Source organism: Moraxella marmotae (assembly GCF_042219885.1).
Taxonomy (GTDB): Bacteria; Pseudomonadota; Gammaproteobacteria; order Pseudomonadales; family Moraxellaceae; genus Moraxella; species Moraxella marmotae.
Genome location: NZ_JBHJHR010000002.1, coordinates 704845 through 727387, shown reverse-complemented (window position 1 = coordinate 727387; position 22543 = coordinate 704845). Strand labels below are relative to the sequence as shown.

The 22543-nt window shown below is 45.7% G+C and carries 16 protein-coding genes; 15 read left to right on the top strand and 1 reads right to left on the bottom strand.

Translation table 11 applies throughout. The annotated features are described in order from the left end of the window. Window positions 1-29: 29 nt before the first annotated feature. On the bottom strand, window positions 30-4769 hold the full coding sequence (locus ACFBZI_RS03495; protein ID WP_375715050.1) for a S6 family peptidase: 4740 nt from the start codon (window positions 4767-4769) through the stop codon (window positions 30-32). Window positions 4770-5082: 313 nt separating this feature from the next. Here ACFBZI_RS03495 and ACFBZI_RS03490 point away from each other — a divergent pair, with 313 nt between their 5' ends. The 15 genes from ACFBZI_RS03490 to oppB all read left to right on the top strand — a co-directional run bounded on the left by ACFBZI_RS03490 (window position 5083) and on the right by oppB (window position 22536). Continuing rightward, complete coding sequence (locus tag ACFBZI_RS03490) at window positions 5083-5457, top strand: hypothetical protein (protein ID WP_375715049.1); 375 nt, start codon at window positions 5083-5085, stop codon at window positions 5455-5457. Between the two features lie 183 nt (window positions 5458-5640). Beyond that, window positions 5641-8055, top strand: a complete 2415-nt coding sequence (locus tag ACFBZI_RS03485; RefSeq protein ID WP_375715048.1) for a TonB-dependent receptor — start codon at window positions 5641-5643, stop codon at window positions 8053-8055. Window positions 8056-8230: 175 nt separating this feature from the next. Beyond that, on the top strand, window positions 8231-8560 hold the full coding sequence (locus ACFBZI_RS03480; RefSeq protein ID WP_375715047.1) for a TraR/DksA family transcriptional regulator: 330 nt from the start codon (window positions 8231-8233) through the stop codon (window positions 8558-8560). A 43-nt stretch (window positions 8561-8603) separates the two neighbouring features. Continuing rightward, window positions 8604-9506 (top strand): pseudouridine synthase, encoded by a 903-nt coding sequence (locus tag ACFBZI_RS03475; RefSeq protein WP_375715046.1) that lies wholly within the window; start codon window positions 8604-8606, stop codon window positions 9504-9506. 241 nt (window positions 9507-9747) lie between these two features. Further along, window positions 9748-10257, top strand: coding sequence for a ribonuclease E activity regulator RraA (gene rraA, locus ACFBZI_RS03470; RefSeq protein ID WP_375715045.1), 510 nt, complete (start codon window positions 9748-9750; stop codon window positions 10255-10257). A 462-nt stretch (window positions 10258-10719) separates the two neighbouring features. Continuing rightward, window positions 10720-11067: a NirD/YgiW/YdeI family stress tolerance protein gene (locus tag ACFBZI_RS03465; protein WP_375715044.1), complete on the top strand. Its 348-nt coding sequence runs from the start codon at window positions 10720-10722 to the stop codon at window positions 11065-11067. Window positions 11068-11404: 337 nt separating this feature from the next. After that, a complete protein-coding gene (gene guaA, locus ACFBZI_RS03460; protein WP_375715043.1) occupies window positions 11405-12964 on the top strand; it encodes a glutamine-hydrolyzing GMP synthase in 1560 nt (519 codons plus the stop codon). Window positions 12965-13221: 257 nt separating this feature from the next. Continuing rightward, the gene (locus tag ACFBZI_RS03455) at window positions 13222-13563 is read left to right on the top strand and encodes a hypothetical protein (RefSeq protein WP_375715042.1); all 342 of its coding nucleotides are present in this window, start codon (window positions 13222-13224) and stop codon (window positions 13561-13563) included. Window positions 13564-13926: 363 nt separating this feature from the next. Then, entirely contained in the window at window positions 13927-14442 is a 516-nt protein-coding gene (locus ACFBZI_RS03450) for a septal ring lytic transglycosylase RlpA family protein (protein WP_375715041.1), read from the top strand. A gap of 6 nt (window positions 14443-14448) precedes the next feature. Next, entirely contained in the window at window positions 14449-14808 is a 360-nt protein-coding gene (locus ACFBZI_RS03445) for an FKBP-type peptidyl-prolyl cis-trans isomerase (RefSeq protein WP_446221240.1), read from the top strand. Window positions 14809-15015: 207 nt separating this feature from the next. Next, window positions 15016-16191, top strand: a complete 1176-nt coding sequence (locus tag ACFBZI_RS03440; protein ID WP_375715039.1) for a type III PLP-dependent enzyme — start codon at window positions 15016-15018, stop codon at window positions 16189-16191. A 47-nt stretch (window positions 16192-16238) separates the two neighbouring features. Further along, window positions 16239-17522, top strand: a complete 1284-nt coding sequence (locus ACFBZI_RS03435; RefSeq protein WP_375715038.1) for a valine--pyruvate transaminase — start codon at window positions 16239-16241, stop codon at window positions 17520-17522. A gap of 311 nt (window positions 17523-17833) precedes the next feature. Continuing rightward, window positions 17834-19483: an ABC transporter substrate-binding protein gene (locus tag ACFBZI_RS03430; RefSeq protein ID WP_375715037.1), complete on the top strand. Its 1650-nt coding sequence runs from the start codon at window positions 17834-17836 to the stop codon at window positions 19481-19483. Window positions 19484-19557: 74 nt separating this feature from the next. Continuing rightward, window positions 19558-21186, top strand: coding sequence for a peptide ABC transporter substrate-binding protein (locus ACFBZI_RS03425; protein ID WP_375715036.1), 1629 nt, complete (start codon window positions 19558-19560; stop codon window positions 21184-21186). A 429-nt stretch (window positions 21187-21615) separates the two neighbouring features. Beyond that, window positions 21616-22536: an oligopeptide ABC transporter permease OppB gene (oppB, locus tag ACFBZI_RS03420; RefSeq protein ID WP_375715035.1), complete on the top strand. Its 921-nt coding sequence runs from the start codon at window positions 21616-21618 to the stop codon at window positions 22534-22536. Window positions 22537-22543 lie beyond the last annotated feature (7 nt).

Sequence of the window (22543 nt, the reverse complement as noted above, 5' to 3'; positions counted from 1 at the left end):
AGCGGATTTTTTTGGCGAATCAATCAGCCTTACCAAACATAGCCGATTTTTAGACCAGCGGTGTTTTGTTTGCCGATTTCATCACCGTTCATCTGTCCGACATGAGCGGCAATTTGCCATTGTTTGTGCTTGGCGTTTAGGCTCAATTCGTGGTTAAAATAATGCCCATCGGCGGTGTCAAAGGCGTGGTTATTGACGGACAATTTGCCAGCACTGCCGTGGACGGTGCGAGTATTGACATATTGGCTGCCGAGTGTTGGCGTGAGTTCAAATTGCCCCAGTTGCAGCGGCTTGCCCAGTTTGACACCCACATGATAGCTCATCAAACCAAATGAATCTTGATGTACTTGAGCCTGATCCAGTTCATAATCCACGCCAGAGATATGATAATAGCGAACGCCTGCCGATGGCTGAACGGTTGCCCCAGCCAGCTGCCATTGCTTGCCAGCATTGACACCGATACTACCAATATCACGACCAAATCGAGCCAACTCATCTCGTTGCTTGTCAAGGCGGTTGGTGGTGTGGGCATAGCCCAAATCTGCCGTGCCGAACCAGCCTTGCTCATTGCTGGCTTTGGCATAAGCGTGCAGCGATGCCAGTTTGCCTTTGCCTTTATAATTATCAGCAAAGTCATTTTGTGCCAGCGAATGTGAGAATACCGCACCGACGCTCAAGCGGTCGTCCACCGACAGCTCACCGCCGATTTGGGTGTTGGTCTGCTCTTGCTCATAATCACGGTGCATGGGTGATGTGTCTTTGGTACGCAAAGTTTCGACATTTGCCCACACTGAGCCACTGGCAGGCTTATCCAGTGATAACAATTGGCGATCAAGGTTATGCCCAACACGCAGCATTTGGTTGGTCTGTGCCGACAGCTCGGATAATGCCGTGTTGGTATATTGGCTGATCCAAGTGGCTTGTGCGGCATGGCTTTGGGCATTACTGGTGCCAAAATCCGCTTGATTTGGATTGGTATTTAAATCCAAATTGTCAGCCAGTGCTGCCGCCAATGATACAGGCTGTTCAACATTTTGTGTCGCCATTTGCAAAATATTGGCGGCGTATTCAACGGCTTCTTCGGCCAGACGAATTTGCGTTTCATCATTGCTTTGTTTTGCTGCATCAAGATTGGCCAAAGCCGCTTCATAAGCCTGAGTCGCTTGATTTAGGGTGTCTATTTGCACCGCCAAATCGTCAAGATTGGCATCAACTTGGGCAGAGATATTTTGTGCCACTTCTGCACAGACTTGCTCGCTGTACTGTGATTGCGTGCAGAATTTTTGTGCCTGTGTTCGGATATCTTCACGGCCATTGGCGTATTTGAGTTTTTCTACACTTTGTTCTGCTTGTATTAATATATTTTTTGCTTTTTCTAATGAATTTAGGGCATTGTTTAAGATGCGTTGTTGGCTGCTTTCTCGGTTTTTGACCGTGTTCAGATAACTTCTGGCTCGGCGAGTCTGTGCTTCAGCTCGTCTTAATGCCGTGGTTAATTGACGAATTTGGACACGAGATAGGTTTGGCTGTGACAGATTTTGTCTGGCTCGTTGTTCGTCTGCCGTTTTTTGAGCAAGTTCACGCTCTTGATCTGCCACTTTTTGTTTGGCGGTGTCGAGTAAGCTTTGTTTGTAGGCGACATCTTTTGAGCTACGAACGACATCATTGGTTTTTAGTTTTGCCCAATTGACCGCTCGTCTATAAGCGGCGGTATTTGGCGTTTGTAGTGGTGTTTGAATTTGTGCATCACGCACAGGGCTATATAAGCGGTAATCATTATTTAGATTTTTTAGGATATAACGATAAGCACCAAGATCCACATAATGATTGACTAGGCTGACACTGACCGAGTCGGCTTGCTGTTTTGGATTGGCCAAACGCAATAAGCTGACTGGGCTGACCGTAGTTGGTTCTGCACCAGTGTTTTTTACATCAAGCTCAAAACGCCCCTTTGCCAAACCATTAACAACCACTCGATCCCCTTGAGAATCGGCGGCATTGATAAGATAATTAAAACGCCCATAGCCATTTAATTCGCCATTAACCTGCAAAGTGTTAAATTTTGCAATGCGGCTATTTTTATTTGCCGTCGCAAAAGCAGGATTTAGGGTGATTTGCCCATCGTTTAGCGACAAATGCCCCAACTGGCTGTCGTTTCGCATCGTCCAATGGCTCTGCTCTTCTAGGCTGACTTTGGTATTTGGCGTTGCATTAATCCGACCAAACAGCTGTGCCTTGCCCAGAGTAAATTGCGTATTGTCCAACAAATCCACATTGCCGATAATGCGAGTGCTTGGAATGCTATTAAAAATGGCGGTGGATAAATGAGCTTGCAGATTACATTGCGTTTCGCCAGAAAAATCAGATCTTGTGCAAAGCGGGGTTTTACCTTGCACAAAGCCAAGTTGAATTTTACCTTGTGATCTTGCCAAAAAATTGCCCTGAATATCAGACACATTACGCCCCGAGTAAAGCACGCCGTTATTGGTAACTGCAAAGGTATTGGCTTGGAATTGGCGGTTTAGCCATTCATCATCACGAATAACATCTTGGTTTTTTTGATAATCTCTGGCGTGCGGCATTGGGCGACCTGATAACAACAGGCTACCACTTTGTACATGTAATGTGCCGTTTAATTTTGTGCCGCCTGAAATTAAGTGCAATTTTTTAGGGCTATCATAGGTGACATTTAACACGCCATTAGGACGGTTTGGATCAGTTTCGCCAAAATAACCATTAAAAGTATCGTAATTTGAGCCAGTTTGTTTGAGCAATAATTTATTAATCGCCTGTGTTCTGTCATGACCCACAAATTCCCAATGTTCATTGCTGGTTGCGTCCGTTGGGAAATAGGCTTTTGGATTATTTTTTAGGATAAAGTAATCTTTACGATTATTTTTGTGCGTATTAATGTATTCATAAAGTGCCAATTTGCTGGTTGGGTATTCGCTCCATTGCACCCATTCGATATCTTGACTGAAAAAATTGCGTGGCAAATGATTGGTCATTAGCCGATTGACCGCTTGAGTTTTATCGCTGCCAAGATATTCCCAATGGCTGTTGCTGGTGCCATTGGTTGGAAAATAAGCCGTTGGATCGCCTTTTAAGAAAAAATAATCCTTGCGATAGTTTTGGTAGGGGTTTGTGTATTCATAAAGTGCCAGATTGGTTTTTGGGGCGTTATGCCATTTTGCCCATTCAATTTTATGCCCGCCAATGCTCTGTAAATCGGAGATTAGCACTTCTGCGGGGTGGCCGGGATTGTGATTGACAATCTGCGCCCCTGCGTCCACATTTTGAATTCTGGAAAAGGCAATGTCATTGCCATTCACATCAAGCCGCCCACCGCCATTGCCAAAATAAATGTTATCGCTGATGGCTTGATTGCTATCAGCCAAAATCACCGTTGGGCGACCACTGACAATGCCCACTTCGCCAAAGGCTTGTTTGCGTCCGCTGGCATCTGCATTTTGGTTAAGAAAAACTGTGCCATCGCCAACGCTGATACTGCCTTGATTCGCACCTGTGCCGTTGATGTTTAGGCGGCCTTGCCCCAATTTAGAAATACGATCCCCTTTGGGGTTTGGCGTTGCCCAATTGACTTGTTTGCCCTGTTCAACGACGATACCAGAGCCAACCCAAGTTTGGTTACTTTGTGGTTTTACGGTAAAATCGGTGTTAAAAATCAAAGCACCTGCACCTTGGTTGATGTTGCTTTGTAGCACCAATGTGGCTGGGCTTTGGTTAAACGAGATATTTTTGCCGTGCTGTAAATCCGCACCACGACGCACGCCAACGGTCAAATAGGTATTGGCATTTTGGCGACGCAACTCGCTTTGTCCGTTGCCAAGATCTTTCCAGTTGATGAACGCATTTTGATCTTGGCTGTTAATACTGACGCCATCGTTGGCTTTGGTTTGTGCAAATTCATTGGGTAAAACGCCTGTATAAGTATTGCGAGAACCTTCTTCGCCTGTGTAGGTTCTGGTTACCGCAATCACTCGCCATTGGTTTAATTTGGTATCAAAAGCCAGCAAAGACGAGCCACTGTCCCCCGGTGCGCCATAGGTTGCAATAGGCCCATAAGTGGTATCAAATACAGAGCCTTCGGTAACCAGTTGATTGTTATTGGCTTCTTGTAAAGTGAGCGGTGCACCGCCAGTTTTGCTGACATAGGCGGCTTTTAAGAAGGTATTACGCCCAGCGGTGTCTCGCTGCCACTGCATACCGCTACCAACACGCACAAAGACAGGAAAACGCTGTTTATTTAAATAAGTGGCAATATTCGCCCCAGCTTCTGTATGTGCCGTACTCATTTGCATTGGCACAACTTCAGTAACCATTTTATGCAATCTTGGGGTGTGTAGGTCGTATTGCGAATGCTCATTTCTGGCAACCAATTTGTAATCAAACAAATGTGCATCTGGACTTCGTGTGTCATCACCAAATTGGACGGATTGATAGCCGCTATTGTGTCTGACGCTCACGACATATTGCGGATCGATTAAGGTCGCCATGCCTTCGGTTTTGACGATGGCTTCAAGATTTGGCATGGGGACATTGGGCAAAGCCGTGCCAATCATTTGCCCCTGTTGATTAAAAATTGCCACATTGCTGGCACCGACCGCAAAGACTCCTTTATTTTCGGCAAAATCACGGAAATATTGGTAGTCAATATCATTACGCACAAATGCAGCATGAGAAGTGTGAATGGCGGCAGCAATCGACGCTGCCAAAATGGCTTTTTTAAAAATGATTGAACCAGACATAAAAACACCAAATTTCTCAATTATTAGATTTTTGTTTTGTATAAACATACATTTTTTTATTAATGTACATATGTTTATTTTATACCTTGCTTGGGCGGTTTAGTCAAGTGGTTTTTATGACTATTTGATGCAATTTAGTGCTAAATAAAACCTGCGATAACTCATTGTAAAATAAGCAAAAAATAAAATTAATATGGCTAATAAATTAGTAGTATTGCTTACTTTATTAATAAAATTAATTAAATAATTTATGGGATTTTTGCAAGGTAAAAAAGAACAAAAATTGTGCCAAGTTTGATAATTAGGGGTGTTTTTGGTAATAAATCCTAAAATAAAAATCGCCCAAAAAAGCAAAAACCACAAGCATGATGCCTGTGGTTTTTTTGGTGCATTACTTGCGATTTCCTTAAGTTCTGTCCTTAGTGGCAGCGATTCGTCCATGGATACTTACCTGTATCATCTCCTTGCTGCTTGGGTGTATTATGCCAAACTGCCACCGCCACCGATAGTGGCAAAAGTCATCAATGCTTGTAAGAGATTTCTTACAAATCGTTTAAAGGTCAAAAAAAAACTTACCAACAATTGCCAAAAATCCAGCCAAAATCTTGGCATTTTTCGCTTATTGGATACAAATGATTGGCAAATGATAATTTTTTGCAATATTTTGCATAAAAATTGGACAAATTGATTGACTATTTTATAGTAATGTTATAACATTTTGCCTGATTATTAATCAGCCCATGGCGTTGGCAGTTCATCAGCTTATAGCAACCGACTGCCAATGCTTTTATTTTTTGTTTTATAAATTGTCATTAAGAGCAAATTAAGACAAGTATTTTTAAGATTTAAGATAAGCAGTTAGAGTATCGACATGACCAAAAAACACCCGTTATTTGTTGCCATTTTATCCATCATCGCACCGGTGGCGTATGCAGACGATGATTTGCCTGCCACTGATTTTGACAGTAAACTGCCATCGGTAGTGCTGCCGACTGAGCAAGTTGTCAGCACGACACAGGGGACGGCTGGCGTTTTTATGAGTACATCGCCATCAGATATCCGCATCAATAAAGATGTTCTAAAACAGCGTGGGGTCAATCTGGGCGATGCGTTGGCAGGTGAGCTGGGCGTGCATGCCAATCAGTTTGGCGGTGGGGCATCAGCGCCAGTTATCCGTGGTCAAGAAGGCAAGCGTATCAAGATTTTAAGCCATGGTAGTGAGACGCTGGATATGTCGTTTATGTCGCCAGACCATGCGGTAACGGTCGATAGTGTCTTGGCTCACCAAGTACAAGTCGTGCGTGGCGTGGAGACCTTGCGATACAGCTCAGGCAACTCAGCAGGCGTGGTCAATGTGGCAGATGATAAAATCCCAACCCAGCTGCCTGAGCGTGCCAGTGCTGAGCTGGGGCTGCGATTTGACACCGCCAGCCAAGAAAAGCTGGTCAGTCTGTCGGCACAGTCGGCGGTAGGTCAGCACATCGCTATCCACGCCCAAGGGCTAAATCGTGATGCCAAAGATTATCGCACGCCGACTTATGAATATCAAAACCAAACGCTCAAGCGACTAAAAGACAGCTTTTCGGACGCCAAAAGTGGCAGTCTTGGGGCATCTTGGATTGGTGATGATGGCTATGTGGGCGTGGCGTACAGCGAGCGTCAGGATAAATATGGCTTGCCAGCTCATACGCATTTGTACGAAAAATATTATCTGGATATCATTCCTATCGAAAAAACATGGCCAGATCAAAAGCCCTATTTAAAGCATTATCCGTTTTTGATGGAAGAGACGGACATCAATTATAATAACCCCGGCATTCAGTGCATCACCAAAGGCTATCACTCGCATGGCAACCTGTGCGATGATGAGCATAACCATGGTCATAACTATAATTATGATACCGACAGCAGCCAAGATGAATCACAGCACGAGCATGGCAGTCCCCATATTGACTTACGCACCAAGCGATGGGATATACGGGGGCAATGGCGTGCCAATGCGTTGGGCATACAAGACATTAGCCTAAACGCTGGCTTTGTCCGCTATCGCCATGACGAAAAAACCGACTCAGTGGTGGATAATGCCTTTAAAAACCAAGGCAAAAACTGGCGACTGGAGCTGACGCATTTGCCGATGTCGGTCGGTGCTGGCAAATTGACAGGGGTCTTTGGTGGGCAATATCTGACCCAGTCGTCTCACGCACTGGATAATAAGACACAAAACCACCGCCGCCAGCATCTGCTACAAGACCACACCGCCAGCCAAAAAAGCCTGTTTTGGGTGGAGCAGCTGGCATTTGATAAATGGCAGCTAAACTTTGGTTCACGCCTTGAAAAACAAAAAATCCAAATGGCATTTAACCAAGATTTGGGCAAATTCCAAAACGAAGACGCCCCTGATGAGCTCAAACAGCCCCATCAGGCTACCGCCCATTCTTATGCTGCCAGCCTAAGTTTTGAGCCGACTGCCAAGCACCGCTTTAGCTTGATTTGGTCGCATCAAGAACGCCTGCCAAACGCCCAAGAGCTGTACGCTCACGGCAAGCATTTGGCAACCAATACCTTTGACACAGGCAATAAAAATCTGAGCAAAGAGCGGTCAAATAACATCGAATTCGGCTATGCACTGACTGGCGATAAATGGGACGGCAAATTTGCCACTTATTATAATGATTTTGATAATTACATTTATTTGGCAACCCTAAATAATGCCATCTGTTATCCAAAACTTGGCAGACGCTGCAGCCGTGCGTTAAATGACAAATACAGCCTAAGACTCAACCGCTATAACCAGTCTCGAGCCAAGATTTATGGTATTGAAGCCAAGATTGGTTATCAATTTAACAAAACTTATCATGCCAGCGTGTTTGGCGATTATGTGCGTGGCAAATTGTTTGATTTGCCTGCCTTGCCAACAGGCTATAAATATCGCAGCGATGAAGTGCTGGGCTATCGCACGCAGCCTGATGGCGATGCCCCAAGAATCCCGGCGGCTCGCTTGGGTTTGCGTGGCACGGCGACATGGAATAACGGCATCACAGCCAGTGCCGAAGTGGTGCATACTTTTGACCAAAATCATGTGGCAATCCTAGAAAATCCCACCAAAGGGCATACACTGCTAAATGCAGGGCTGCACTATGACGGCGTGGCAGGGCGTTATCCTTATTCAGCGTTTATCAATGGCTATAATTTGACCAACGCCAAAGTGTACAATCACGCATCGTTTTTGTCGTACATTCCGCAGATGGGACGCAGCGTCAATTTTGGTATCAATTGGCAATTTTAACCGCTTGCATTGAGCCGATTGACCAATCTTTAACTGGTCAATGCGTCAGGTCAATCCCCAAAATCACCCAAAAACCTTAGGCAATAGCACATCTGGCTATTGCCTTTTTTGTGTATTTGATGAATAATATTTTGTAGAAAGATAAGCCAATTATCGCCAACCAAGGAGTTTTGTGATGCAAAATATCGACAGCTACAAGCAAGCGTTATTAACCCTAAAGCAAGAATATCAAGCCCGCATTGACAAAATCAGCGACCACATCGCCCACCCCCAAGACCAGCTGCAGCAGCACTGGGACGATCAGGCGGTCGCTGCCAGCCGTGATGAGATGAGAAAGGCGTTATTGCTCGAAGCAGAGCAGGGCTTGGGGCAGGTCAATGGTGCATTAAGACGCATCGAAGAAGGCGAATACGGCAGCTGCGTGGAGTGCGGTGAGCTGATTGACGAAGGTCGCCTAACTGCCGTGCCTTATACCGCTTATTGCATCGACCACGCACCACAATGATGGCTGGTTTGGCGATGCGATTACCCAAATTGGGCATCAAGCGATGATGCGAGCAGGTGTCTCACCCAGTAAGCTGTATCTGCCCAAGCTTGACCATGCACCACCGACGATTTTTGCGTATGTGTGTACCAAATTTCCCCATATCGGTGCTGACATTTGGCGTGCCAGATTTGCCGATGGCTTGGTGGTGTGTGATGATAAGCCACTGGATATTGACAGCCCTTATCAGCATGGCGTAACGATACAGTATTATCGGCAGCTGCCCGATGAAGTGGCTGTGCCGTTTGCTCATCGAGTGATTTTTGAAAATGAGCAGCTTTTGGTGGTGGATAAGCCGCATTTTTTGACCGTTGCTCCAGCTGGGCGATATGTGCAGCAGACGCTTTTGACTCGCCTAAAAGCACAGACGGGCAATGCCGACATTTCGCCTGTGCATCGGTTGGATCGTGAGACGGCAGGGCTGATTTTATTTGCCAAGACGATGGCGGCACGCACCGCTTATCAGTCGCTCTTTGCCAGTCGTCAAATCCACAAGGTCTATCACGCCATCGCTCCTGCCAGTACGCACCGCTTTCCCTTGTCGGTGGCGTTACGCCTTGAGCGTGGCGAGCCGTTTTACACCATGGCAGTTACGGACGGCGTGCCAAACACGCACACCGACATCGATGTGCTGGCATACAGCGATGATGGCAAATGGGCAAAATATCAGCTCTGCCCCAGTACAGGCAAGCTGCATCAGCTGCGAGTACATCTGAATCACTTGGGCATACCGATTGCTCACGATTCGTTTTACCCACAGGTACGCCACAAAGCCCAAGACGATTTTGGTAGCCCCTTGCAGCTACTTGCCAAATCCTTGGCGTTCACCGATCCCATCACAGGCGAAGCGATGGCGTTTGAGTCTGGATTTGAGTTGGATTTTACCAATCTGCCAGTGCTTGATTAGTTTTGACTGGCTTTGGCATTTAGCAGTGAATATTTGGCATTTGTTAAATTTGACAAAGTCAGCTTGGGCGATTATAGTAAACTTTGGCAAATGGTTTAAAACCGTGCTTGTTGCGTTTGAATTTTTTAAATTTGAAGTTAATTTGAATTTAGTTTACTTTTCGTCTTAATTTTATCTTAAAATTCAAACCAAATTGCACAAAACCAACAGCCAATCCACAACATCAACAAAGGAGTGCGGTATGAATACAACAGCCCAGTTTGTCACCTGTGATTTATTGGACGATAATGGCGACAAAACCATCGGCGTGATTAGCCCATCGATTGACGGCAAAAGTTTTAGAAATTTTGGCGGACGGCACAGTTTTGGCGGTGCTGCCGTTACTGTCAAATGCTTTGAAGACAATTCTCGTGTCAAAGAACTACTGGCAACCGATGGCATGGGGCGAGTGCTGGTGGTTGATGGCGGTGCGTCCATGCGTTGTGCGTTATTGGGCGATATGATTGCTGAGTCGGCAGTGCAGCATGGCTGGGCAGGCGTTATCGTCTATGGCTGCGTGCGTGATGTCGATCAGCTGGCGACGATGGATTTGGGCGTGCAGGCATTGGCGAGCATTCCCCAAAAATCCACCCGCAAAGGCGTGGGCGAAACAGGCATTACGCTGTATTTTGGCGGTGTCAGCATTCACGATGGCGACTATATTTATGCCGACAATAACGGCATCATTGTCGCAAAAGAACCACTGATTTGAGTCTTTTTGGGCATTCATTTCAGCGACAAAATGGCGATAAAGCAGCGACAAATTTTACCAGCCAAAACTTGGGCAATCAAATTTCGCTGGCGATTTTTGATGCTTTTTTGCGACAAAAATACACATTTTGGGCAAAGTTTGGTCAAATTTGGGCATAAAAAGACCCAAAAAAGCTCAAATTTATCACAGCACAGTTTATTGGTGATTTTAAATTCCCTAAAAATCAAACAGTTATAGACATTTTTGTAATTTTTACAATTTATTTGGCTTGCTTAAGATTCGCTTAAGGTTGATGTGGTTTAATATGCTCAACAAAACAAAGAACGCTATACAACATTGCAAGCAGTCGCTGTTGTAAGCATTCGCCAAGTTTGTTTGGATTATTGAGATAATCAAAATCACACACTTTAATCAGATGCTTTAATTGCAAATAATTGTAAATTTTTATTCTCGGAGTTTATTATGAAACTAAATAAAATCGCTGCATCAGCCTTTGCCATCGCTGTTTTGACCGCTTGCACCGCCAACGCTCACCCTGTGTCGGCAACTTCAGGCATCAGCACCGTTGCCACCGCCAAAGCCGCTCACGATGACGCACACATCACCGTTAAGGGCAAATTGGTTCGCTTTTTGGGCAACGAAAAATTTGAACTGCAAGACCGCACTGGCACCATCGTGGTAGATATCGATGACGATTACTACTACAACCCACAAGAGCTGGTTGGCAAAACCGTTACCATCTATGGCGAAGTGGACAAAAACTTTGGCAAAGTGGTCAAAATCGACGCTGACCATATCCAAATCCACTAATTTGTCAAACCTTGGATTGATTTTGGTCAATTTGGCATAAAACACCAAAACGCTACAATACCAAAATATCAAGACACCAAGACAACCAATTGGTCAAATTAAACCAAGTTTTGAGCTGCTCAAGACTTGGTTTTTTGCTTTGGTTGGCTGGTGTGATATTTGGCTTGATTGCTAATATAACTTGATTGATAGTATAAACTGTGCAGCGGCTAACGATTTTATTAGGAAATTGCAAAGCCCACTTATGTTTATTCATAAAAAATGCTAAAATAATGTTAAAATATCGCCACATTTACCCAAGTTTACCCAAGTTCACTCAAGATGGAAATTGTTTGTCATGACCAACATCACTTCTGATCGTATTCTTATTTTAGATTTTGGCTCACAATACAGCCAGCTGATTGCCCGCCGTGTGCGTGAGGCAGGCGTGTATTCTGAATTGCACGCTTATGATATGTCTGCCGAAGACATCAAAGCCTTTAACCCAAAAGGCATCATCTTATCAGGCGGCCCTGAAAGCGTGCATGAGGCAGGCAGTCCCAGAGCACCGCAGATTGTGTTTGAATTGGGCGTGCCAGTGCTGGGCATCTGTTATGGCTTTCAGACCATGTCAGAGCAGTTGGGTGGTAAGGTAGAAGCAGGTTTGGTGCATGAGTTTGGTTATGCCGAAATTGATATTTTGCACCAAGACAAGCTACTTAGCAAAATTGGCGATGACAACAACCAATCACAAGTTTGGATGAGTCATGGCGACAAGGTGGCTCGTCTGCCAGAGGGCTTTGTGACGACTTCTAGCACGCCAAGCTGTCCGTTTGCGTCTGCCAGTGATGAGAGCCGTGGTTTTTATGGCGTGCAGTTTCACCCAGAGGTAACGCACACAGCTCGTGGCGTTGAGCTGATTTCTAATTTTGTGCATATCATCTGTGGCTGTGCCAATTTGTGGAATTCTGAGAACATCATCGAGATGCGTATCGCCCAGCTACAAGAGCAAATCGGCGACCAAAAAGTCCTGCTTGGCTTGTCAGGTGGTGTGGACAGCTCGGTGGTGGCAGCATTGTTGCACCGTGCCATCGGCGATCAGCTGACTTGCGTGTTTGTGGATAATGGCTTGTTACGCCTAAACGAAGGCGACCAAGTGATGCAGATGTTTGCCGATAACATGGGTATCCGTGTGATTCGTGCCGATGCCGAAGACCGCTTTTTGGGGGCATTGGCAGGCGTAACCGACCCTGAAGCCAAGCGAAAAATCATCGGCCGAGAGTTTATCGAAGTCTTTAGCCAAGAAGCTCGCAAGTTGGACGGCGTCAAATTCTTGGCACAAGGGACGATTTACCCTGATGTGATCGAGTCGGCAGCCAGCAAGCAAGGCAAGGCTCATGTCATCAAGTCGCACCACAATGTCGGTGGATTGCCTGATGATTTGGCGTTTGAGCTGGTTGAGCCGCTGCGTGATTTGTTCAAGGACGAAGTGCGAAAACTGGGTGTGGCGTTGGGCATTCCGCATCACATGATTTACCGCCACCCATTCCCGGGGCCGGGCTTGGGCGTGCGTATCTTGGGCGAAGTCAAAAAAGAATACGCCGACATTTTGCGTCTGGCTGATGATATTTTTATGCAGGAGCTGCGAGCGTCTGGCTGGTACGATAAGACTGCCCAAGCCTTTGCCGTATTTCAGCCAGTCAAATCGGTCGGCGTGGTCGGCGACGGCCGCCGCTATGCGTGGGTGATTGCCCTGCGTGCGGTGGAAACGGTGGACTTTATGACCGCACGCTTTGCCCATTTGCCTTATGAATTGGTGGACAAAATCTCAACTCGCATCATGAACGAAATCAAAGATGTCTCTCGTGTGGTGTACGATGTGTCCAGCAAGCCACCAGCGACGATTGAATGGGAATAATCCACGCCGCTTTTGCCGATTGTTGTAGGTGATTGAGATACCACAAAACCGCCAGTTGCTTGATTGGCGGTTTGTTTTTTGGGTACATTTTATCAAAGCGAGCGATTGATAAAAGCAGGTTGTCAAATCGGTGATTTTTGGGCAATTTATTGTCATTTTGGTGAAATTTTTAAAAATTCAGATTGTTTTTTTTTTTTTTTTTGATTGTGGTACATTTTTATCACTAAGTTTTTTAATCTGTGTTTAAGGATTTGACGATGAAAAAATCACTTGTAGCAGCACTGTTAATGCTTGCCAGCTCCAGCACTTTTGCCTATTATTGCAGTTATTCAACCTACATCGACGATGGCGATAAATACAACAGCAATGGCGTCTATCTGGGCAGCTCGGTGAGCAAGAGTTCAGCGGCGGCGATTTTACGCCAAAACCGTGTGTATTCAGGCTCAACGGCGTGCGGTCTGCACAACACCAACAACCGTGCCAAGTTCGAAGCCAAAGTTCGCCGCAGCAACCTATCGCCAGCGGTCATCAGAAATATCGTCAATGGCAACCCTTATGTGACGGTAGAAATTTTTGACAATTCTGTAAATGTTTACTAATGCTTGCTGCTATTTATTAAGTTTTACTAATCAATAGCGAATGCAGTGAGATATTAACCATCACCAATTGCAAGCTGCTGTCTAAACTAAAACTACAAAACCCCAAAAGGCAAAATTTTTGGGGTTTTGTTTGCTTTGGTATTGGCAATTGAGTGCTGGCGACAGTAATAATTGAGCAATATTAAATAGCAATTGTTATAAAACTGTCAAAATCGCCCGAAAAACTTGTATTTTTGGCAGTGATTGGCTATCATAATTCGTCAATAAATGTAGATATTTCAGTTAAATTAATTGAATTTAAATGCAAAATTAAACAATACCAAAACATCATGCTCAAGCGTCCAGTTTTGGTGGAGATAATTTATGAAAAAGATTTTGGTGGCGGCGATTGCTTTGGCGGCGTGTACCGCTCAGGCGGCATCAGTAACTTATTATGGCGACAGATTTCATGGCCGCAAAACTGCAAGCGGTGAGCGATTTAACCAAAACGCCTTGACCTGTGCGTCAAACAGCCACAAATTCGGCACGCACCTAAAAGTTACCAACACCGCCAATGGCAAATCGGTCATCTGCCGTGTCAATGATCGTGGCGGCTTTAATAAATATGGCGTGAGTTTAGATTTGTCAAAAGCGGCATTTGCCAAAATCGCACCCTTGGGGCAGGGGCGTGCCAAAGTAACCATCACGCCAGTGGAGTCATCGATGCTGGCGGCTGATGAGCAGGGCGGACTTGAGCCAAGCCAATTTGAGCCAAGTCAAGGCAATCTGGCTGCTGAGCAAATCGCCAAAAATGATGCCTTTGCCAGCCAAGAGCCACTAAAAACCGTCCGCACCACTCGCATCACCTTGGCGGGCAATCTGTCAGCCACCAGTGAGTAATCGATGATGATACAAGTACAAGATACGGTCATCGGCGATGGCAAAACCGCCGTCAAAGGGGCGTTGATTTGCACCGAGTACACAGGCTATCTGATGGACGGTACGGTGTTTGATTCGTCTGCCAGTCGTGGGCGTGCCTTTGAGTGCGTGATTGGCACAGGGCGTGTGATTAAGGGCTGGGATTTGGGCGTGTTGGGCTTTGATGATGGTGAGCAGCACATCGCTCCGATGAAAGTCGGCGGTACCAGACAGCTGATTGTGCCAGCACATTTGGCGTATGGCGAACGCACGGTGGGCAAGATTCCGCCAAATTCGGATTTACGCTTTATTATCACTTTGCTTGAAGTTCGCACTCGTGATGATTAACGATTAAACTTGTGAAATTAAACTTGTAAAATTTGGGCAGGTTTTGGCTGTGTTTGTGTGCCAAATTTGCCCAGACTTGCCCAAAATTATCGCCCAAGTTGCCAAAGCCTGCTATAATGATGGCAGGCTTTTGATATTTTTGAACAAATGGCAGTCGGTTTGGCATTTTGGCTGTCTTTGACTGTGGTTTTATAGGAGTAAGCCTTCGTGATTAAGATTGATCAATATTTTAGCCAGCAACAATGGCAAAAATTCACCCAAGCGGCACAAGGTCAAGAAACGCCGCTGCTCGTGGTTGATCTTAGCCGTATCAAAGCCAGATACGATGAGATGATAACGCTATTTCCCAAGGCAAAAATTCATTATGCGATGAAAGCCAACCCTGCCACCGAAGTGGTGGAATATTTGGCAAATTTGGGTTCAAATTTTGACTGTGCGTCCATCTATGAGCTGGATCGAGTGCTGGCGTGCGGTGTCTCGCCTGAGCGTATCTCGTACGGCAATACCATCAAAAAAGCCAGCCATGTCAAATACGCCTATGACAAAGGCATCACCTTATATGCCACAGATTCTAAAGCAGATCTTATCAATATCGCCAACAATGCACCCGGCTCAAAGGTATTTGTCCGCATTTTGGTGCATGGGGCGGACACCGCCGAGTGGCCATTATCACGCAAATTCGGCTGCCACCCTGATATGGCGATTGATTTGTTGGTGCAAGCCAAAAACTTGGGGCTAATCCCTTATGGCATCTCGTTTCATGTCGGCAGCCAACAAAAAGATGTCGCTGCGTGGGACGATGCCCTTGCCAAGGTCAAATATATGTTTGACTGGATGAAGTACGAAGAAAATATCAAGCTGCAAATGATTAATTTGGGCGGTGGTTTTCCGACCAATTACATCAGCGAAGTCAACCCAATCCGTGTCTATGCCGAAGAGATCCACCGCTATTTGTCCGAAGATTTTGATGAAGATGAGATGCCAGAGATTATCCTAGAGCCGGGCCGCTCGATGGTTGGCGACAGTGGCGTTTTGGTCAGTGAAGTGGTGCTGATTAGCCGCAAATCTCGCACCGATTTGACTCGCTGGGTCTATACCGATGTCGGCTTGTTCCAAGGTTTGATAGAGACTTTGGGCGAAGCGATCAAATACCCAGTTTATACCCCAAAAATGGAAACTGCCACCGAAAAAGGCACGGTGATTTTGGCAGGGCCGACCTGTGACAGCACCGACATCATGTACGAACACGCCGCCTATAAACTGCCCCAAAACCTTGAAATTGGCGACAAACTGTACTGGCTGACCACAGGGGCTTATACCAATTCGTATTCATCGGTGGAGTTTAACGGCTTTCCGCCGCTCAAAGTCAAATACATCGAGTAATACCAGCCTTTCATAAGTAAGCACAATACAGATAATTAAGGTAAACTATGAAATTTTCTAATTTTGGGCAAAAATTCACCAAAGACAGCCCCATTTTGCAACTGATGGACGACTTGGGCAATGCCCTAAACAGCCCAACACCTGTCAATATGCTAGGCGGTGGCAATCCTGCCAACATTCCTGAAGTGTCGGCGGTCTTTCAGGCGACGCTTGAGCAAATCGTTGCTAAGTCGACTGCCGTTGAAAGCGTGAGCAATTATGCTGCACCGCAGGGTGATGCCAAGTTTATCGCAGCGTTGGTGGCATTTTTTAACCGACATTATCAATGGAACTTGACCGCTGATAATATTGTCTTAACCAATGGCTCACAAAACGCCTTTTTTTATCTGTTTAACCTATTTGCAGGCAGCTTTGATGATGGCAGCCAAAAATCCATTTTATTGCCACTGGCACCTGAATATGTTGGCTATGCCGATGTGCAGGTTGAAGGGTCAAATTTTGTATCATTGCCGCCAATCATCGAAAAAGTCAGCCACGATGGCAGCGAAGGGTTTTTTAAATATAAAGTGGATTTTGATGCTTTAGAAAATTTAGAAAGTCTAAAAAATAACGAAATCGGTGCCATCTGCTGCTCACGCCCAACCAACCCCACGGGCAATGTGCTGACCGATGACGAGATGGCACACCTAAAGCAAATCGCCAAGCGACACGACATTCCGCTGATTATTGATAATGCGTACGGCATGCCATTTCCGAACATTATCCATTCGGACACGACTTTGACTTGGGATACGGACACGATTTTGTGCTTTAGCTTATCAAAAATCGGACTGCCCGGTGTGCGGACAGGCATCATCATCGCTGATCCAAAAATCGTCAAAACCATCAGCAATATGAACGCCATCGTCAATCTGTCGCCAGTGCGTTTTGGGGCGGCGATTGCCACGCCATTGTTCGAAAATGACGAAATCAAACGCATCTCTGATGAGATTATCCAGCCGTTTTATCAGACGCAGGCGAGTTTTGCCATTCGCCGCTTGCAGCAAGAATTTGCCGATTATTCGGTGCATATCCATAAGCCAGAAGGGGCGATTTTCTTGTGGGTGTGGTTTGAAAATCTGCCAATTTCCACCACCGAGCTGTATCAGATACTCAAGCAAAAAGGCACGCTGATTATCCCAAGTGAGCATTTTTTTGTGGGTATGGATACCGCCGATTATCCGCACGCTCGTGAGTGTATTCGCTTATCTATCGCCCAAGACGATGCGACTTTGGATAAAGGCATCGCCACCATCGGTGAAGTGGTGCGTGCCATTTATGATTGTCGCTGATTTGGTAAATTGTCTTTGGTGATAATTATTCGGTGACAATTTATTTGGTGGTAATCAATCAAACCAAAATCATAAAAGCAAAAATTGAACCCATCAATTGAACCCATCTAAGGCTGACACGGCTTTGGGTGGGTTTTGTTTGCTATTTTAAAAAATAAAACCACGCTGATGGCTTGCCTGTGGGTATTTTTTCGTTGCTGTATTGACTTTATGTCGTCTTTGGATTATATATATAACACTTAACTTTGGTAACAGTTGGTAAAGGAATTTTGCCAGATAATTTAGGTTTTTGTTGATTAAAAGGAAAATTTATGACCTTAAAACTTGCACTCAGCACTCTTAGCGTCGCTGTTGGCTTGGCATTGGTGGGCTGCGGTGGTAGTGGCAGCACCAGTAATGACGCCAGCACGGTATCAACCACAGGCGAGCTGGCAGATACCCAAACCATTGTTATCAATAATGGTGCTGAACCTGAAACCTTAGACCCCCAAAAGGCAAAAGGCGTGGGCGAGAGTAACATCTTGCGGCAAATGCTCGTTGGCTTGACCGATTCAGATAAAGACGGTAAAACTGTCCCCGGCATGGCGACCGAGTGGTCTAGCCCTGATAATAAAGTGTGGACATTTAAGCTGAGAGATGCCAAATGGTCCAATGGCGACCCTGTTACCGCCCATGATTTTGTGTACAGCTTTCGCCGTCTGACTGACCCAAGCAACACCAGCGATTATGCAACTTATTTGGTCGGTCTAAAAGTGCTTAATGCTGAAGCCATCAATGCAGGCAAGGCAAAAACCGAGACCCTAGGCGTCAAAGCCCTAGATGATAAGACTTTGCAGATTACCCTGACCGAGCCTGTGCCATATTTGCCTGATGCCATGTTCCACTCATCAGTGATGCCTGTGCATCAAAAATCTGTCGAAGCTCATGGCGATAAATTCACATCACCGGGTAACTTTGTCGTCAATGGCCCTTATAACATCAAAGACTGGAAAATTAACGAAAAAATCGTCCTAGAGCGTAATACTGCGTACTTTGACGATGCCAATACTACCATTAATGAAGTGACTTTCTTGGCGATTCCACAAGCCACCACCGATGTGGCACGCTACAAGGCAGGCGAAGTGGACATCACTTATGAAGAGCTGCCACCAGAGCAGTTTGAGCAGCTAAAAGCAGAGCTTGGCAGTCAAGTGAATGTACAGCCAAGACTGTGTACTTATTACTATGAATTTAACCACACCAAACCGCCGTTTAATGATGTGCGTGTGCGTAAGGCGTTGGCATTGGCGATGGATCGTGAGACCATCACCGATAAAATCCTACGCCAAGGTCAGACTGCCGCCTATCAATATGTGCCGACCTTTACCCAAGGCATGAAAAACTTCACCCCAGAATGGCAGGCATGGGATAGAGATAAGCGTATCGCCGAAGCCAAAAAACTGCTCACCGAAGCAGGTTACAGCCAGTCTAACCCACTAAAATTTGAACTGCTATATAACACCAACGAAAACCACAGAACTTTGGCGGTGGCAGTGGCGTCGTTTTATAAAGATGCTTTGGGCTTTGTGGATATCAGCCTAGCCAACCAAGAATGGAAAACCTATCTGGATAACCGCTCTAAGCAAAACTTCCAAATGGCTCGTGGCGGCTGGTGTGCCGATTATAACGAACCATCGTCATTTCTTTTGACCTTTACCAGCGGCAGCGGTAACAATAACGGCAAATATAAAAATGCCGAGTTTGATAAGCTGCTTAACCAAACGCTCGATGCTAATATCACCCCAGAGCAGCGTGGCGAGCTGTATCGCCAAGCCGAAGCGGTGCTGGATAAAGACGCATCGACCATTTTTGTGTATCATTACACTGCACCACGCTTGGTCAAGCCTTATGTGGCTGGATTCTCCGAGTCTGATGCCATGAATTTTTATCATGTCAAAGACCTAAAAATCTTGAAACACTGATTTATTTTTGGACTGATGGCGGTCGATGTCTGCCATCGGTCTTTGTTTTTGCTTTATTTATATAAGGAGATATCATGAAAAAATTTGTACCCACACAATCACTGCTTGCTGCTGCCGTCATCGCAGGGGCGTTTGCTTTATCAGGCTGTGGTGATGACACTGGCAGTGGCGAACCGCTAAAAACCGCATCAAAGACGCATTTTAACTTTGCCCAGCCGACAGAGCCTGAGTCGCTTGACCCACAGCGAGCATCAGAAACGCTGTCGTTTGACATTATCCGCCAGATGTTTATCGGCTTGGTCGGCTCGGATAAAGATGGTAAGACCGTTCCTACGGGGGCAGAAAGCTGGTCAGATGAAGGTGGTAAAATTTGGACATTCAAAATCCGCCAAGGCATGACATGGTCTAATGGCGATCCGATTACTGCCCATGACTTTGTTTATACGATGCGTCGCTTGACCGATCCAAAGAACGACTCGCCTTATGGTGCGTATCTGGTCGATGCCAAAGTCGCCAATGCCAAAGCCATCAGCGAAGGCAAAGCTGACCTTGAGACCTTAGGTGTCAAAGCCCTAGATGATTATACCTTACAAATCACCTTAACCGAATCTGTGCCGTATTTGGTCGATGTGCTTGCCTTGCCAGTTACTTATGCCGTGCATCAAAAAACCGTCGAAACTTATGGCGACAAATGGACAGACCCTGCCAATATCGTGGTGAGCGGTGCGTATAAACTCAAAGAAAAAGTGGTCAATAGCCACACTGCTTTGGAGCGTAACCCAAATTATTATGATAACGCCAACACCAAGATTGACAGCTTTAATTTTGTTATCGTTTCAGGTGGCGACACTAACATCAACCGCTACAAAGCAGGCGAGATTGATATTGCCGCCTTGCCTGCCGAACGCTTTGAGCAAATGAAAGCTGAACGCCCAGACGAAGTGCAGAGCTATCCTAAGCAGTGCGTGTTTTATTATGAATTTAACACCCAAAAAGCACCGTTTACCGATCAGCGAGTCCGCCAAGCTGTCTCCATGCTGATCGACCGTGAAGTGATGACTGAGCAGATTTTGGGTCGTGGTGAAGTGCCTGTGTATCAGCTGACGCCGACCAATGTCCAAGGCATGAAAGAAATCAAGCCAGCATGGGCAGCTCTAGACAGACCAGCTCGTATCGAAGCGGCCAAAAAACTGCTTGCTGAAGCAGGCTATAATGAGTCTAAGCCGCTAAAATTTGATTTGCTATACAGCACCAGCGACATTGGCAAAAAATTCACCACCGCCACAGTCGCCATGCTAAAAGAATCAGGCGTGGTTGATGCCACCGCTCTAAACCAAGAATGGAAAATCTCACTAGACACTCGCCGCAAAGGCAAATACCAATCTGCTCTAGCAGGCTGGTGCTCGGATTATAATGAGCCGTCAAGTTTTTATAACTTGTTCCGCACAGGCGGCGGCAATAACTCAGCGTTCTATGCCAACCCTGCTTACGATGCCTTACTGGATCAAGCCTTGGACGGCGATATCTCAACAGAAGCTCGCCTAGATAAATACTACGAAGCCGAGCGACTACTACAACAAGATGTCCCTGCTGCCTTTATTTATCAGCCTGTATCATCAGGCTTGGTCAAATCCAACCTAAAAGCCGTCTCGCTTAAAGATCCAGCGAGCAACTGGCTGATTAAAGATTGGTACATCGAATAATTGCCAGCACCAAGTGCTATGGCAAAACGCCAAAAACACACATCTACCGCAGATGTGTGTTTTTTTGTAGCATATTTGTATGGTCAAAATGCCAAAATTGTGAAATAATAGCACGCCCAAGCATTTGCCGTGGATACTGCCGATATATCGGATATTTTAATAAATATATTGAAAAATAACCGCAATAAAGTCGCAGTCTGGCAAAATATTTGCTACACGAGTGTAATATTATGGGTTATAATTAAAAATCCACCTACGCATCTGCCTAGGTGGATATTGTTGGACGACTCCAAAGTAGGGCTGATCGCTTAGGATTTCAGCTAGCCAAATGGATATGGGATTTTGGTGAGTATTGACCAATGTAGCACCAAAAAGCACCCAAATCGCCATTTGCCATCATGTCAGTCTAAGGAAGACAACGAGGTTTTTATGTTCAAACTTATCATTAAGCGTGTGTTTGAAGCGATTCCAACCATGCTGCTTTTGATTACCATTTCATTTTTTGCCATGCGACTGGCTCCGGGCAGTCCATTTACTGGCGAACGCAATCTGCCCCCTGCGGTATTGGCAAATATCGAAGCCAAATACCACCTAAACGACCCAATGTGGCTACAATATCTAAACTACCTAAAACAGCTGTTTATGGGTGATTTTGGGCCATCGTTTAAATACAAAGATCACACCATCAATGAACTGCTGTCTCAGGCCTTGCCAGTGTCGGTGGAGATTGGCTTGTACGCATTCATCATCGCTTTGGTATTGGGTATCACGCTGGGGATTATCGCCGCACTTCGCCAAAACAGTTTTTTTGATTATACCTTGATGACCTTTGCGATGACTGGCGTGGTGATGCCAAGTTTTGTCAAAGCACCCTTATTGGTGCTGCTGTTTTCTGTAACGCTAAAATGGCTGCCTGCTGGCGGCTGGAATGGCGGTGCTATCCCAAACCTTATCCTGCCTGTTGGTACGCTGGCGATTGCCTACACATCGAGTATCGCTAGGGTAACACGGGGTTCGATGATCGAAGTGCTAAACAGTCCTTTTATTCGCACAGCCAAAGCAAAAGGCTTGCCGACTTCGCACATTGTCTTTAAGCACGCATTACGCCCAGCGATGTTGCCAGTGATTTCGTTTTTGGGTTCTGCCTTTGTGGGCATCATCACAGGCTCAATTGTCATTGAGACGGTTTTTGGCTTGCCGGGTATCGGACAGCTGTTCGTCAATGGTGCATTGAACCGTGATTATAGCTTGGTGCTCAGCCTGACCATTTTGGTGGGCGTTTTGACGATTTTCTTTAATGCGGTAGTGGATATCCTATATGCCGTAATTGACCCAAAAATCAAATACTAAAAAGGAA